The organism is Paenibacillus sp. NPDC093718 (genome assembly GCF_050279985.1).
GTDB lineage: Bacteria > Bacillota > Bacilli > Paenibacillales > Paenibacillaceae > Paenibacillus_AQ.
Genome location: NZ_JBNNUS010000001.1, coordinates 1,130,591 through 1,146,124, shown reverse-complemented (window position 1 = coordinate 1,146,124; position 15,534 = coordinate 1,130,591). Strand labels below are relative to the sequence as shown.

The following is a 15,534-nucleotide window of genomic DNA, read 5'->3' as shown; positions in this document are numbered from 1 at the left end:
GCATAGACGGGTGGTTGAATTACCTGCTCCATCGATGCCATCAGAATGTTAAGGAGTGTCTTCATGCTGAACATGATATCTCCCTTTGGGTATCACATGGGGAGAGCCTGACACGGGGTCTTGGATTACCGAGCAATCAAGCCCGAATATGTCTTTGATCATAGTGCTCGTAATGACTTGTGATGGCGCACCCTCAGCCACAAGCAATCCGTTATGAAGCGCAAAGATATGGTCGGCATAACGTGCGGACAAGTTGATATCATGCAGAACCATGACAATTGTCGTTCCATATTTTCGATTTAGGTCTGTGAGCAAGTCAAGAATCTCGATCTGATAAGTAATATCTAAAAAGGTTGTAGGTTCATCGAGCAGTAAAATATCGGTTTGCTGCGCCAGCGCCATAGCAATCCAGACGCGCTGTCTTTGACCGCCGGACAGCTCGTCGATGTTATGATTGGCAAGCTCCGTGATATTCATGATCTCCATCGCTTCGGAAACGGCCTCTTCATCCTTTTTGGTCCATCCGCTAAACCATGACTGGTGCGGAAACCTTCCGCGTCCCACCAGGTCCGCGACGGAGATCCCTTCAGGAACAATGGGAGACTGCGGCAGCAGACCCAATACACGAGCCAGCTCTTTGGGCGGTATATGGCCGATAGGCTTTCCGTCCAGCGTAACTTGACCAGATGTAGGCTTTATCAGCCTTGCCATTGTTTTCAGAAGCGTAGATTTTCCGCACCCGTTGGCTCCAATAATAACGCTGATCTTATGACTGGGAATGACAAGACTAATGTCGTGAATGATGGTTTTATGATCGTATCCCGCTACCGTTTGCTCAGCTTTAAAAATATGCGTAGGTTTCATTATAAATTTCCCTTTCGATTCATTCGGATCAGCAAGAAAATCAAATAAGGCGCTCCGAGGATTCCGGTTATGATGCCCACAGGAAATCGGACCTCAAAGGCAAACTGTCCGACCAGGTCGGCAGCCATAACCAGATTCACGCCAACAAGTCCCGCCGGGATGGCGTTCGAAAACCCGACGCCAACCAATCTCTTGGCGATCGGTCCCGAGAGGAAAGCGACAAAAGCGATGGGACCCGTCGTAGCGGTTGCGATCGCGATCATGCAGACGGAGCTTAAGATAAGCACCATTCGGGTCAGGTCCGTATTCACGCCGAGAGAAGCGGCAGTTTGTTCTCCCAGTTCCAGTACACTTAGATGTTTCCCCAGCATGACAATGATAGGCGTACCAACCAGAACCGATATCACCAGAGCCGGAAGCTCATGCATTTGAGAGCCATTAAGGCTCCCGCTAAGCCATCTGAACGCTGTCGGAATGTCTTGCTCCGCGCCGACCAAGAGAAGATATGATATGGCTGCGTTCAGCATGGCCTGCATGCCGATGCCGACCAAAATTAATCGCCCAACGGAAAAAGGCTTTGCCCTAGACAACAGATAAATGATGGTTACGGTAGCCAGACCTGCGACCACCGAAGCAATGGAAACAACAGCATTGCTTGTATGAAGAATGATAATGCAAAAAACAGCCGCCGCGCTTGAGCCGGAAGTAATCCCGATGACATTCGGGTTCGCAAGAGGGTTGCGAAGCATGGTCTGGAAGGTGTTGCCGGCCAGACCAAAAGCAAATCCGGCAAAAAGACCAGCCAGCATTCTCGGCAAGCGTATAGTATTCAAAGCAAAAGAGACCCCTTTGATGTTCTCTCCCGAAAGTGCCCGGACAACATCCTGAACGGGATAAATGGTACTCCCGAGTAAAAGCATGGCACAGCAGAGCGCGCAGGCAAGCAATGCAAGGAAGCTGGTAACAAGAATCCATCGACGGCGTCTTTGACGCCTGCCTGCCATAATAAACGCAACAGTTTTATTTTTCATAATGAACGCACTTTCGCTTTCATAGCTAATATGATCAGGATCGGTGCCCCGATAAAGGCTGTGACTACGCCGACTTCAAGTTCTCCGGGACTGCCGACCAGCCTGCCGATGACATCGGATATCGTTAATATGACAGCTCCCGAAATAGCAGACATCGGTATAATATAACGCAAGTCGGAGCCAAGAAGAAGGCGTATGACATGCGTTGACAAAAGCCCGATAAAACCGATGGGCCCTGCCAACGCCGTAGTCGCCCCGCATAAAAGAACCCCGGCAAAAGCCGCAACAAGCCGCAGTACTCCTGTACGAACGCCCAGTCCGGTCGCGACGTCGTCTCCAAGCGCCAACGCATTCAATGCCGAGGATGAAATGATGCCTAACAGCATGCCGACCACCAGAAACGGTGCGAACGTAGCCATATCGCTCCAGTTCGCTGAACCCACGCTGCCCACTTGCCAGAATCTGAATTGATCCATGACATAGGAGCGTGGAATCATGATTGCGCTAACCAACGAAGAGAGGGCGGCGCTTGTGGCGGCTCCCGCCAACACAAGCTTAAGGGGCGTAGCACCGCCACGCCCCATGGAACCGATTCCGAATACAAACACTGCGGTAATGGTTGCTCCGGCTAAAGCTAGCCAAATATATTGATTGGCGGTGCTAATATTCAAGAACGCAATTCCGCAGACCACAAACAATGCTGCGCCGGTGTTGACACCCAGGATGCTCGGATCTGCAATCGGGTTGCGAGTGACGGCTTGCATAAGCGCCCCGGAAACGCCGAGTGCTGCACCGCAAAACAAACTGAAAATCGTTCGAGGAACCCTTTTGCGAACCACGTTTGCTCCGTAGGAATCGATGTCCGGGTGAAATAATCCGTCCATCAATTCATGAAATCGGATCGGACGGGAGCCTAAGGTGAAAGATGCGAGCACGCTTATACCGAGCAAAACCAAACATATCACCAGAACCCATGTGAAATTCCTCGGAATGCGGGAGTTTAGCACTTTTATTTCTGAAACGGATGAACTATTCATTTACTTTGCTAATAGCTCCTGCCAGTAATTCCAGGTAGTCATCGATGGTGTAAGAGATGGAAAGGGGGTTCGGATTTCCGGAAGCCGCCAGTGGTGTGCCGTTACCAATAAATACGACGGAGCCTCTTTGTATAGCCGGAATCTTGCCAAGCAGGGAATCTGCTTTAACGGCTTCATATAAACTCTCATCACCATATCCGACCAAAATATCCGCATCGTTCAGGACATCAGCGTTCTCAGCGCTTAAATTCAGCGAGTAGTTGGTAGGATCGGTAATCTGACTTGTAACACTTTCAGGATATTCCATTCCAAGCTCCAGCAGGAAAGAGCCGCGAGGGTCAGCAGGGGTATAGATATGCAATTTGGACATGTCCTTCGCCGAGAAATTGACCCAAACCACTTTCTTGCCCTGCATCTCAGGATGTTCGCTTGCTTTTTCCTTGACCAGGTTCTCCGTATCTTTAATGAGCTGTTCGCCTTCCGCTTTCATGCCCATGCCGGTTGCATTTAACATCACTTGTTCCCGCCAAGTAGTGAGCCAAGGAGTCGTCGGGTACGCCACAACCGGAGCAATCTTGGTTAGAATATCGTAGTCTTCCTGCGTGATTCCGGAGTAAGCTGCCAGAATGACATCCGGGTCAGCATCGGAGATCGCCTCGAAATCAAGGCCGTCCGTATCCTGAAAAACATTAGGCTCACTCACGCCAAGTTCCTTAAGCTTTTCAGCCGTCCAAGGCAAAAGTCCGCTGTCATCCTGAACGCCGTAATTCGCGGCGGAAAACCCTACAGGAACAACGCCGAGAGCGAGAGCTACATCATGATTGGCCCATTGAATCGTAGCTACACGTTCAGGCTTGCTTTTAATGACGGTTTCGCCAAAAGCGTGCTTGATTACGATCGGATATTCAACATCTGTATCTTGGGATGCAGGAGTTTCCGTCTTAGGCGTTTCTGTGCTTGACGAAGCCTTTTCCGTCGCAGCCGGTGCAGGTGTTGAGCTTGATTGCTGGCTCGAACAGCCGACTAGCAGAATCAGGATCATTGCCGAAATAAATAATGCTCTTAATGAAATTTTTCGGTTTTTAATCACGTACATACCCTTCCTTCTAATAAAATGGTACAAATTAGCACATGAAAATGATAATCATTATCATATATTGGCGTGGATGGCTTGTCAATGAAAAATTCCCCATCACATTTTGCGATTCAAAAGGAGGAACAGCCTTTCTTTTATCGAAAGAATGACTACGAGCTTCTTAATAATCAAGAATTTATTTCCCTGATATGTAAGACGGAGGTGACCGAATGGAACGGAATGATGATCCAAAAAATTCAGCTCTTGCCCCTGAAGAAAATCAAAGTGAAGAAAAGGAACGACGGCCCATGTCGACCAGCAGCGGACTGCTGGAATCGGCCATCGACAAATTTGCCAGAGAAGGCGGCTTTGACGATTCGCCGTTAAAGGGAAAGCCGATTAAGATCGAAGACGGAGATGTTCTAACCGGGATCATGAAGAACGCGAATTACCAGCCAGCATGGGTTGAGCTGAGAAAAGAAATTGCCGCTGACATCAAGCGGCTCTTGGAGCGCCAAGAGTCGAATGCGATTCCAGAGACAGAGTTCGAGGCCATTAATCAAAAGATCATAAAGTACAACCGAATGGTTCCGAATCCACAGCTGCAAAAAGGACTCCTGTCCGAAGTCAATTTGCACGCAGCCTACGATAAATGGGAGTAGCTCATGAACTCAAATGTACTTCTCCCCGTTACCGTTCAGGGGACCAGGTGAAAAACGACGAAAAGGACCTTGAAGCTATCCGCTTCAGGGTCCTTTTTTGAATATGATCCGTGTTTCGATGTAGGGACAAGGTAAGGTCCGAACAGGGGAAGCAAGAGCTGCCAGCACTTACCTCATTTTACTCCGCCAAGCATCCAGCTGTTTCTGCACTTCCTGCTGTACGTCGTCCATGCCTGCTTGCTTCAGCTCCTCGTTAAATTTGGGAAGGATCGTATCCACATCGACGGAGCCTGTCATGAGGCTCGGATAATATTTATGCCAGACCATTTCGATGTTATCGGTTTGGGCGGTCAGCTTGGATAGATCGGGCGTAAAGCCGAGCACGGTGGACTTGACGACGCCAGCGTTGTACTTGCGGAATTGATCCCACTTGTCGAGGGGATCCGGGTTATCGCCGCCCATGGTTTTCAGGATAAACCAATTTCCCTGCGTGTATTGTACACCTGAATAGCGGCTTGCAGGCGCATCCGGGAGCGGGTCGCCATGGCTGTCCTTGTCCGTAGTTGGAACGACTTGCCCCTGTTTATCCAGCGTGTAGTGTACGCCTTCAATTCCATAGTTGAATAAGTTTCGTATTTCGGGGTCCGTATTGAGTAAATTCAAAAATTTAATACACTCTACGGGATGTTTGGTGTTGGCATTCACGGCCATGATGCCTCCCCGAACGGATTCCGTCGTGACGGTGCTTGGGGTTACGGGATGGGCTACAATTTTGTAGCCGCGATCCTTACTCCAAGTCGTCTCCGAGAGCGGACCGCCGCCTGAAGACTTCCAGAACACTTTGGCCCCGCGTTTAAGTCCTCCAGGCTCTCGCAGCGCGGCATCCTCATTAATGAAGCCCTCCTTGTAATAACGCCGCAACGTATCCAGCACCTGCCGTGCTTCCTTGGTTTCGAAGATATTCACCACTTGAGCGCTCGGGTCCAGTGATTTGATCATCAAGGGCAATTTATGGTTCATAATATATTCGTATCCATGCAGAGCGAAGAAATTGTGGGAATCCCGATCCAATTCCATGGGGATGTAGGCCGGCTCTTCCCGCTGAATCATCCGAAGCAGCGGTTCAAGCGATTCCAGCGTATTGTACTTGGTAATGTCGATATTATATTTACTCACGATGGAAGCGGGGTACATCCACTGATCAAGCACCGCTAACTCTTTATTGGTGGGCACACCGTAAATGCTGCCATCATTCATACGTACCCCTTGCCAAAAGATGGGATCAATGGCGTTGTACATTTCCTTGCCCAGGCCGGCAAGGTAGTCATCCAGCTTCAGCCAGGCGCCGCGCATAGCGGTAGTTGCATACTCAGGTGCAAAGGCAATATCAAACGGGCTGCCGGCGGATATGAGCGTGTTCAGCCGATCCTCATACTCCTGCCAGCTTACCTTGACATAGGTGATCGTTACACCGATTTTACGAGCCATGATTTCATTGATTTTATCATTGACGAGCTGCAGATCCTTGTCGGGCTCTCCGATCGTATAATAAATCAGATTTACCGTGTCCCCATCATATGTTTCGTCGTTAGATCCAGGCTGTCGGAAGCAGCCGGTTGTATAGGATGTGAGCAGCCATATGAGACTGATGATCATGAAGATGCGTTTGGGCCTTGGGTGCTTTAACATCATCGGTATCCTCCTTTTTCGCCGCGTTCGCTGTTACCCTTTTCCCCGCAGTTCAGAAGGAGATTTTCGGAAAAAGCTGTGAAAGTGCGTATAGAAATAGTTGAGATTGTTGTAGCCGACGGAAAAGGCGATGTAGGAAATCTTCTCATCTGTTGATTGAATTCGTTCTTGTGCAAGCAGCATGCGGTAAGCCATAAGGTATTCGGAAAACTTCATGGCTGTTTCTTTAAGAAACAATTGTCCAAGGTAGGTGCTGTTCATCTGGAAACGCTCCGCCACGGATTTCAAGGTGATATTCTGAGCGTACTCTGTCCTGATCATTAGCAGGATGCGGTTGACCAGCTTGGATAAGCTGTCATAGCTTACACCTAATACCGGGTCCTTGTTCAGGCTTTCGCCGTTCCTGTTACCGATCGAACCGCCCAGATCTTCGACGATGATCTTCTCAATGACTTGCTGCAGCTTGGTGCGTTCGACAGGTTTGAGCAGATAGTCTTTGACGCCACAGCGAATGGCTTCCTGGGCATATGTAAATTCACTATAGCCGCTCATAATGATATATTTCGTAGGAATTTGAAATTCGTTCAGCCTGCGGATGGCTTCATATCCAAGCTCCTTGCCAATGCAAACATCGAATATGGCGACATCCGGCAGCAGATCAACCCCTTTGGACATGGCTTCCTCCGTGGATTCACAGGTTTCGATCCGACCAAATCCGTATTGTTTCCAATCCAGGATTCGCTTCATTCCCTCCAAAATCTGAGGTTCGTCATCCACAATCATCAGTTTGTACATGTTCAATCACCTCTTTTGAAATCCGCACGGATATGTTGACTCCAGCTTCCTCATTATTCGCAATCTCTATTGAACAGCCGTTCCCGTAGAAAAAGTGAAGGCGCGTATATACGTTGCGCAGCCCGATACTATGGGAAGAAGGTTCATCATGATTAGACATTGTGCTTCGAACGGTATGTAAACGATCTGGAGGAATACCGCGTCCATTGTCCACGAATTCCAGTACGTAACCGTCTTCGGCTTCATAGCCATTAACGACATACAAATTAAACTCATGATTCGCATTAAAGCCATGGATGAAAAAATTCTCCGCCAAAGGCTGCATCCAGAATTTCACGGTAGGGATGTGAAGCAGCGCCGGCTCTACATTAACTTGATAATAAAAACGCTCGGGATACTTAAACTCCATAATCTCCAAGTACTTCTGCAGTAATTCCAGTTCGCTCGCAATCGAAATGATATTTTCCTTTTTGACGATTTCACGATAGAGCGCCCCCAGCGTTGCAATGGCATCAGCGGTGTCCCTGTCCTGATTGACAAGAGCAGTGGAGCGGATAACCTCCAATGTATTGTATAAAAAATGAGGGTTGATCTGGTGTTGAAGCGCTTTCATTTCAGTTTCCTGCTGTTTAATCTTTAACAGATATTCATTACGGATATGCTTATCCAGCTGCTGAATCATATCGTCTAGTTCCCGGGCGATCATGCCGTATTCATTTCGACGGTAACGGGCAGGACGGTTAGGCGTAAAATTGGCCATCTTCACACGTCCAATCGATTGAATGATACGGCGCAGGAAGAGGGCATCATCCCGCATATTGTATGCAATGAGAAGAAGCACACTAATCATGGCCGCCAATATGATCAGGAAGATGGTGATCAGCATCCCGGCATGCTGACGAATGAGCATGGATAAATCGATGATACTGACGAATTTGAAATTAAACTTGGTGGATGGAAAGGAGACAAAAAAGATATGTTTCAAAACACCTTTAGAAATAATACCGTGACTGCGTCCATTCGCCGCGGCTAGCCGGGATACTTCCTCCAGGTCCAGGTCCTGTTCGTTACCGATCAAATATATTTCACCGGAAGGGCTGACGGCAGCTGCATTACCCAATCGAAAGCTTTGAACGGATTTAAAGACTTGCTCACTGCTGACCAAGAAGCGCAGCTCTCCGAATTCCTGGGAACCTGACGTTGGATCCGACAGTTTCTTGCGATATACGAATCCCTTCATCAAGGTGTCGCGAAAAGTTTCATCCGTATTCGGAAGCCCGAAGATAAAGCTTGCAATTCCGTTATCATTAAAACGGACGACATTGCCATACTTGTTGGTATGCGTGCTTATCTGCGTGATTTCACCTTGCGCCCAGCTGTACAGATAGGTCTTAACATCCTCCGGAAAAGAAACCAGCGGCTGTGAGAATTGGCTGTTCTGCAGCCTGCTGGTTAAGTATCCCTCAGCACTGCTGCTTAAAAAGCTGCGAGCATCATCCATCAGACCGGGATTGGAATACATTCGCTGCATGTAAGCCTCGATGCGGTCGGCATCATACTGCAGCTCATTCTCCACACGCGAGAAGGCATTAGCCGCCTCGATACGGGCATTGCCAACCCATTGATTCAGCAGCATGGCACAGGTCAGCGTACCAAGCGTGAGTCCGATGGCCACGACGAAGATGACATAGGCAATAAACTTGTGACGATAAATTTTGATTTGTAAAAAAGAGCCCATACGACACCTCGATTGCAGCAGGTCGTTGAAACAAGTGGTGCTAATCTCAATTTAACACGATTAACGCCCAGCTTCATAGATCGTAAGGAAAAAGCACCCCTTAAGAGAGCCTCATTAAGGGATGCGCTTGAATGTAATCTTACTTGAAGTAATTGTTGATTTGCTCTTGGGCAGCCTGCATAATCGTGTCCATGCCGGCTGACTTTAATTCAGCCGTAATCTTCGGCACCATGGTTTCCGGATCGGATGCGCCCGTGATCAGCTCATATTTGTATTTATCCCATACGGCTTGGCAGTTCGCCACTTCGGTCTGAAGATCGGTGATGTCAAGCGCAAAGCCTAGGATCGTAGAAGAGGTCGCTGCATCGTTCAGCTTTTTAACCTGTTCCCATTGATCTTCAGGGGCGCCCTTGGTCACCGCCAAATTGAAGAATGTGCCTTGCGTGTAAGCAGCCAGCGGCCAAGTATCGGATGTACGCTCAATCACCTTTTCGCCATCGACATTGTTGTAGTCGACGCCTAACTCGCCGAAGGCCAGCATATTGCGAAGTTTAGGATCGGTATTCACTAATTCAAGGTATTTCAATGCTTCCTTCTTATACTTGGAATTCGCTGAAATCGCGTTTAGCGAGCCTTGGATCGTACTGGTTGTATAAATAGGTCCATAATGCTGAACCATATTATATTTTTCAATGGCGTCATTGATTTGCCAGCTGACCTCGGCTCCCGGGAATGCCTGGGCTGCAAAGAACGGTCTGCCTTTGTCGTTCTCCGTCTTCGTCGGAGCATCCGGGTTAATAATGCCATCCTGATACCACTGATGCAGGAGCTTCAGATTTGTCATGACATCAGGCTGCTCAAGTACAGAGACCACCGTGCGTGATGCATCGTCCGCTTTTACGCCGATGGGAGGGAAGCCCAGGGTTAAATCGTCATAGTCGTTAAAGAAACCGTTCAAGCCTTCGCCTTGCGTCATCGGCAGCGGATAGAAGCTTTTGCCTTCGCCAGCCTTCATGTCATGGAGAGGTTTATCCAGATCCTGCAGCGTTTTGATATTATTAATGTCGATGCTGTACTTTTGCACATACTTATCATCGAATACCCAGTACTGCGTCAGTGCGGAATCCTTGTACGTCGGTACGGAATAATATTTGCCGCCGATTTTTGTGCCTTCCCATACCTTCTCGGGAATCAGTTTGTACAAGTCGGGCGTTTCGCTCTGAACGAGATCCGTAATATCGGCAAACGCGCCCATTGCCACTTGCTTGCTGTATTTACCGCTGTTCGTGAACATGATGTCGAAGGGCTCGCCGGTATTCACGATAGTGTTCATTTTGGTGTCCCATTCGCCCCAGCTGGCTACCTTGATGTCGACCTTCACGCCAATCTTCTCGGCCGTATAAGCATTCATGGCATCAACCGCTTTGCTGAAATTGTTCGGCACTTGGCCGCCGATGGTCCACCAGGTTAACGTCGGAATATCCTTGCTTGTCGTTTCGGAGTCTTTGGATGTGTCCGGCGTTGCTTGGGATCCGTCTGTTGTAGAAGCAGGCTTCGAGCCGCCGCAGGCTGCCAAAGCAGTCAACATAAGTGTCAGCACGCACAGCGTAGAGATGAACTTTAATGCTCTTTTCATTTCATTTCCCCCTTTTTGAAGTTAAAATACCTAAAGTGTGTACAGCGGATATTTATCATAAACCAAGCTTGTCTTGGCTTATTTCGTCATTAGCCCTTCACGGCGCCGACCGTCAATCCGGAAATAAAATACTTCTGGAAGAAAGGGTAGGCGAATGCTACAGGCAGCACGATGAGAATGGCGACCGCCATGCGGGCGGATTCCTTCGGCATCGTTGCGACGAGCATGGCGTAGCTTACGCCCATGCTTGCGGCATTCTTGGCGAGTGCATCAACATTGCTCATTAAGCTGTTGAGCAGCGCTTGCAGGGAATACAGGTTCTGGTTGTCGATATACAGCATCGATTGAAACCAGTCATTCCAGTAAGCAAAGCAGAGAAACAATCCGATGGTGGCGATGACCGGCAGCGAGATCGGCATGATGATCGAGAAGAAGATTCGCAGCTGGCTCGCGCCGTCGATTTCCGCTGATTCGATCAGCCCGTCGGGAATCGTGCTTTTGAAAAAGGTTTTACATATGATGACGTTGAACGATGAAACGGCGAGCGGGAGAATAAGCGCCCAAATGCTGTCTTTCAGTCCCAGTAAATTCGTGTTAATGAAGTAGCTGGATACCAAGCCGCCGTTGAATACCATGGGGATGAATACCACCCAGGTCAGAAAACCCCTCAGCTTGTAGTTGGGGCGAGAGAGAACGTAACCCATGGAGGCGGTCAGCAGCACCCCGAGCACGGTACCGACCACGGTAACGAGGGCGGATACACCGAGGGCCCGCAGAATCATCGTTCCCTGCTTGATGATGTAAATGTAAGCCTCGGCCGACAGAGCAACCGGCAGCAGATGATATCCGGTCTCGCGGATGGACTCCTCACTGGAGAAGGAGATGGACAGAACAACGATTACAGGTATGACGCAGAGCAGCGCCAACATAATAAATACCAGGTTGAAGAACAGGTTGACGGCTTTATTTGTACGGTTAAACTTCTCAAGGCCCGTCTCGTAAGTGGTTTTTGGTGTCATCGTCTTGCCTCCTTACATCATCGCGCTATCGGGATCGATTCGACGAACAATCCAGTTAGCGATCAGAATCGTAGCGCATCCCAGAACAGACTGTACGAATGCGGCTGCGGATGCCATCCCTACGGTGGCGGTTTTCAGTTGTTTATACACCATGACATCGATGGTGGTCGCCACGTTGAACAGCGAATTGGAGTCTCGCGTGACCTGATAGAACAAACCGAAATCGGTGTAAAATATACGCCCTACGGCCAGGATGAACATCATGACGATTACCAGCTTGAGCATGGGCAATGTAATGAATCTCGTCTGCTGCCAAATCGAAGCGCCATCAATAACAGCTGCTTCATAATAGGTGCTGTCGATGCTCGTGATGGTTGCCAAATAAATGACCATACCATAGCCCAGACCCTTCCAGACATTTAAGAGAATCAAGAACAATGGCCAATATTTCGGCTCCATATACCAGTTAATAGGATCGCTGCCCATACTGACGAGCATTTGATTGACAATTCCTTTGTCGAAGCTTAAGAATGCCCAGCCTACCGCAGATACGACCACCCAGGATAGGAAATAGGGGAGGAACATCATCGTCTGATAGACTTTGCTCGCTTTGCGGCTGTGGAGGAGTCCGATCATAATCGCGAATAGAACGGGCAGAACAATCCCTAACACGATAAACACCATGTTGTATCCAATCGTGTTGCGGATAATGATCCAGGCGTCATTCGATTTGAACAAGAATTCGAAGTTTTTGAAGCCTACCCATGGACTGTTAAACACATTGCTCAGAAAGCCGCCGCTAATCCTGAAATTTTTAAAGGCGATAATGATCCCGAACATCGGTAAGAAACTAAACAGGATGTACCAAATCGTGGTCGGCAGCGCCAAGAGGGTTAGTTCCGTATCCTGCTTGTGCCAGCGTATTCGTAAGCGCTTTCGTTTTTTGGGTTCGGCTTGTGAGCTCATGTCTGTCACTCCTTACGGTGTTATCTCGCTTATCGTGCACTTGTTAGATTTATTGTATAAGAGGAAGATTCGATGCTTCCAGATAACAAACTTGATACTATAGTCAACAAACGTTAGATTCGAAAGATTTATTGGTTATAAGCAAAAGAAAAATACCTCTGATCCCGATCAGAGGTATTTATGTTCCACCATTATCCTGCTGAAATGATCTCGTCAATTTTAATCCAACGCGATTCCTCTTCGGCCATGGATAGTTTGATCTCCCGTCTAAACGTGTGGATCAGCACGACAATTCCTGTCAATTCGGTGTCCTCATATTCATCGAATAGCCTCACGGTAATCATACGGTGTTCATGAAATGACTCGGCGAGTGTACCCTCGATTAATTCCATTTCTTGCGGATCCAGCGTCGGCCGGCCTTTCCTGCCTTCTTCCAGCTGCCTGCGAATGATGGTTTCTTTGTGTTCCGGCAGCATCATCCGACTGGATTCCCACAGCCCATTGCCCTCAAGCTTTTTTCGTGTTGTCATTTATAGTGTCCTCCTATCTTGGCTGATCGATCCAGCGCTTGACCTGCGTCCGTTTTGGATACGGCTCGGATCACAATCGAATTCCCGTATTTATTTTTCAGGGCATCGGTCACCCGTTCAAGTGCCATCGACCGCTCCCGTCCGGTATCAAACAATGACAATTGGTATTCCGTATCTGGGGAAAACTGTGACAAGCTAATACCGACCCGCCGAATCGGCAGGCCGTCCCAATACGTTTCAAGCAGCCGGCATGCCCAGCGGTAAACCTGATTCGTAATATTCGATGGATCCTCCATCTTCATCTGTCGGCTAAATCCCGTAGGGCGGTCAAAGTCTGCCCCCATACAACCGACCGACACCACATGCCCCATAAAACCAAGACCGCGGCATCGCTGGCAAACCAACTCCGTCAGCTCCAGCAGCACGACCTTGATTTCTTCCAGCTTGGTATAATCCCGAGGGAGGGTCATCATGTGTCCAACCGATTTAGGGTCAACCTGGTGCGTGCCTGGCCTTACCGGGCTATCATCGATTCCGTTGGCAATACGCCAGTACATCTCGGCTGAAATATCGGAATTTTTACCGAATTTACGGCGCATCATCTGCTTCAATTTAGCAAGAGGCGTCTGAGCCACGCTGCCGATCGTGGGCAGGCCCATTACGTTAAAGTGGCGGGTCATCTTGCTGCCGGCCATAAACATGCAGCTAACGGGCAGTTTCCAAAGGGTATCCGGAAGCGAGTCCTTGGACAACGTGTAGATGCCGGACGGATTTTTCTTGGCGTAGTTATCACAGGCGGTTTTAGCCAGGATTTTGGTTTCGCCGATGCCGAAACGAGCGTAAACACCCGTAGCATCCAGGACATGACGTTGAATGGTTTGGGCTAACTCATCGGGTGTGCCGAACAGATGCAGCGAACCGGTAACGTCTAAAAATTGCTCGTCGATGCTGTAAGGCTCAACTAAATCGGTATAACTCTTGTATATCTCCGTGATTTGCATCGAAACGTCAATATACTTCTGCATCCTGGGTTTGATGACGACAAGATCCGGACACTTGGATAGCGCCTCTCCTAATCGCTCTGCCGTCGTTATTCCTTTTGCTTTAGCAAGCGGACAAGCAGCCAACACGATGCCTGAACGTCTTTCCGGATCCCCTGCAACGACCAAAGGGCGGTTTTTATACTCGGGATGGTCTGCTTTCTCAACAGATGCATAAAAGGACTGGCAATCCCCTAACATGATCACTCGGTTAGATGATTTCACAGCGGACTCCCCTTATCTGCGATTTTTAGACCCAGGTAGGTGTACGATCTCTGCTCGATCTCTGCCTCAATTAGCCCCCACAGTATAGACAGCTTGTGATGATACCCTCTGCAGATGAATTCAACCTCAATGCCAAGCTTTGTTTTTCGATCCTCGTAAACCTTAATGGCGTATTCACGCATTTTCCTGCGAGCCAGAGCTAAATCGGATAATGCAGCTGCCTGCAAATGGTCGATCATCGCATTCGTTAGCTCCGGGGTCTTTAAATCAGCTCTGCATAGGATCGAACGGTCATGCTCTAACACATCAAGTAAAAGGGGTAATAAAATATAATCCTTCACCAGTTGGGTTTCATCTGGTTTCAACCCAATACTCAACATCATTAACCACCTCATTGACGGGAACGTTTGTTTGTATTATATGCGAACATTCGTTCTTTTATCAATGTAAATTATACCCTTATGATGACGAATCAGAAACTCACAAGCGGCACCCATCATAATCAGTGATTAAAGACCCCCAACTGGAACCTTTCAATCAACGGATGGTTTTTGTTCAGATTCACTTTCATTACAAAATCGGAAGGAATCTCTTGGATGCAAAACGAAATATCCTCCTGCAAAAATTCCGGTTTTTCAATATCGTAAAATTTCCCGGCCGCTTCTGACTTTCGAATTCGTTCCATGGTTTCTTCGGCAGATATACGATTAGTATCTTGGAGAATCTCCGATATATATTGTGCGCAGGCCAGATCATCATCCCCTGACGGATGCGAAGCAATTACATTAAGCATCATGTCATCGTCTTTTAATAAGTTCCTCTTTATAAACTCTGCGGTTGTTCTTGCATTTGTGAACCCGGTAACGAATAGATGCTCGGTGCTCAAAGCGTTTAGGGTGGCTGTAACTCCATTGGTTGTCTTTTGGATCAGAAATTTCTCCCGAAGATCGAAGTCATGTAAACGTGCAGGCGAATTATCCAGCTCAAACCCCGGAATCGGAAGACCCTGTATCTCTCCCGCCAATAAAAAGTCAGGATAGATTTTCTTTAGACGCAAGGCATCGTCCAGAGTTCCTGCCAGAATGATACCCTGAACCCCATGGATAAAGGCATAGTGAGCTACGGTAAAAGCCCTTATAACATCAATTACAACATTGATGTGTGATGCGTCCAAGGTGTGATGGTGCCCTTGAATAATCTGTATCGGCATGTCGTATCCCCTTTTCC

15 protein-coding genes are annotated in these 15,534 nt (G+C 48.3%); 1 reads left to right on the top strand and 14 read right to left on the bottom strand.

Translation table 11 applies throughout. The features are described 5' to 3' along the window. Positions 1-48: 48 nt before the first annotated feature. From ACQKPA_RS05575 to ACQKPA_RS05560, 4 genes are read right to left on the bottom strand one after another with little or no spacing between them, the layout of a single operon-like run. The gene (locus tag ACQKPA_RS05575; RefSeq protein ID WP_427490094.1) at positions 49-864 is read right to left on the bottom strand and encodes an ABC transporter ATP-binding protein; all 816 of its coding nucleotides are present in this window, start codon (positions 862-864) and stop codon (positions 49-51) included. Further along, positions 864-1,895, bottom strand: a complete 1,032-nt coding sequence (locus tag ACQKPA_RS05570) for a FecCD family ABC transporter permease (RefSeq protein WP_427490092.1) — start codon at positions 1,893-1,895, stop codon at positions 864-866. Before ACQKPA_RS05570 ends, ACQKPA_RS05575 begins: the two co-directional genes overlap by 1 nt. Next, positions 1,892-2,932, bottom strand: coding sequence for a FecCD family ABC transporter permease (locus tag ACQKPA_RS05565; RefSeq protein ID WP_427490090.1), 1,041 nt, complete (start codon positions 2,930-2,932; stop codon positions 1,892-1,894). The genes ACQKPA_RS05570 and ACQKPA_RS05565 overlap by 4 nt, the downstream gene beginning before the upstream one ends. After that, complete coding sequence (locus tag ACQKPA_RS05560; RefSeq protein ID WP_427490088.1) at positions 2,925-4,028, bottom strand: iron-siderophore ABC transporter substrate-binding protein; 1,104 nt, start codon at positions 4,026-4,028, stop codon at positions 2,925-2,927. Before ACQKPA_RS05560 ends, ACQKPA_RS05565 begins: the two co-directional genes overlap by 8 nt. 209 nt (positions 4,029-4,237) lie before the next feature. Between ACQKPA_RS05560 and ACQKPA_RS05555 the strand changes: the two genes are divergently transcribed. Then, positions 4,238-4,669 (top strand): DnaJ family domain-containing protein, encoded by a 432-nt coding sequence (locus ACQKPA_RS05555; protein ID WP_427490086.1) that lies wholly within the window; start codon positions 4,238-4,240, stop codon positions 4,667-4,669. 168 nt (positions 4,670-4,837) lie between these two features. Here the strand turns inward: ACQKPA_RS05555 and ACQKPA_RS05550 are convergent, their stop codons facing one another. From ACQKPA_RS05550 to ACQKPA_RS05505, 10 genes are all read right to left on the bottom strand, one after another. Further along, positions 4,838-6,361, bottom strand: coding sequence for an ABC transporter substrate-binding protein (locus ACQKPA_RS05550; RefSeq protein WP_427490084.1), 1,524 nt, complete (start codon positions 6,359-6,361; stop codon positions 4,838-4,840). 30 nt (positions 6,362-6,391) lie between these two features. Continuing rightward, positions 6,392-7,153 (bottom strand): response regulator transcription factor, encoded by a 762-nt coding sequence (locus tag ACQKPA_RS05545; RefSeq protein WP_127593255.1) that lies wholly within the window; start codon positions 7,151-7,153, stop codon positions 6,392-6,394. Further along, positions 7,128-8,891 (bottom strand): sensor histidine kinase, encoded by a 1,764-nt coding sequence (locus tag ACQKPA_RS05540; protein WP_427490081.1) that lies wholly within the window; start codon positions 8,889-8,891, stop codon positions 7,128-7,130. Before ACQKPA_RS05540 ends, ACQKPA_RS05545 begins: the two co-directional genes overlap by 26 nt. A 139-nt stretch (positions 8,892-9,030) precedes the next feature. Continuing rightward, positions 9,031-10,527, bottom strand: coding sequence for an ABC transporter substrate-binding protein (locus ACQKPA_RS05535; RefSeq protein ID WP_427490079.1), 1,497 nt, complete (start codon positions 10,525-10,527; stop codon positions 9,031-9,033). An 89-nt stretch (positions 10,528-10,616) separates the two neighbouring features. Then, positions 10,617-11,546: a carbohydrate ABC transporter permease gene (locus tag ACQKPA_RS05530; protein ID WP_427490077.1), complete on the bottom strand. Its 930-nt coding sequence runs from the start codon at positions 11,544-11,546 to the stop codon at positions 10,617-10,619. 12 nt (positions 11,547-11,558) lie between these two features. Beyond that, positions 11,559-12,512 carry an ABC transporter permease gene (locus tag ACQKPA_RS05525; RefSeq protein ID WP_427490075.1) on the bottom strand — a complete coding sequence of 318 codons (954 nt, stop codon included), beginning with the start codon at positions 12,510-12,512 and terminating at the stop codon, positions 11,559-11,561. Between the two features lie 191 nt (positions 12,513-12,703). Continuing rightward, positions 12,704-13,042, bottom strand: a complete 339-nt coding sequence (locus ACQKPA_RS05520; RefSeq protein WP_427490073.1) for a YolD-like family protein — start codon at positions 13,040-13,042, stop codon at positions 12,704-12,706. Continuing rightward, positions 13,039-14,307, bottom strand: coding sequence for a DNA polymerase IV (locus tag ACQKPA_RS05515; RefSeq protein WP_427490071.1), 1,269 nt, complete (start codon positions 14,305-14,307; stop codon positions 13,039-13,041). Before ACQKPA_RS05515 ends, ACQKPA_RS05520 begins: the two co-directional genes overlap by 4 nt. Further along, positions 14,304-14,690, bottom strand: coding sequence for a hypothetical protein (locus tag ACQKPA_RS05510; RefSeq protein ID WP_427490069.1), 387 nt, complete (start codon positions 14,688-14,690; stop codon positions 14,304-14,306). Before ACQKPA_RS05510 ends, ACQKPA_RS05515 begins: the two co-directional genes overlap by 4 nt. Before the next feature lie 119 nt (positions 14,691-14,809). Continuing rightward, positions 14,810-15,517: a 2-phosphosulfolactate phosphatase gene (locus tag ACQKPA_RS05505; RefSeq protein WP_427490067.1), complete on the bottom strand. Its 708-nt coding sequence runs from the start codon at positions 15,515-15,517 to the stop codon at positions 14,810-14,812. Positions 15,518-15,534 lie beyond the last annotated feature (17 nt).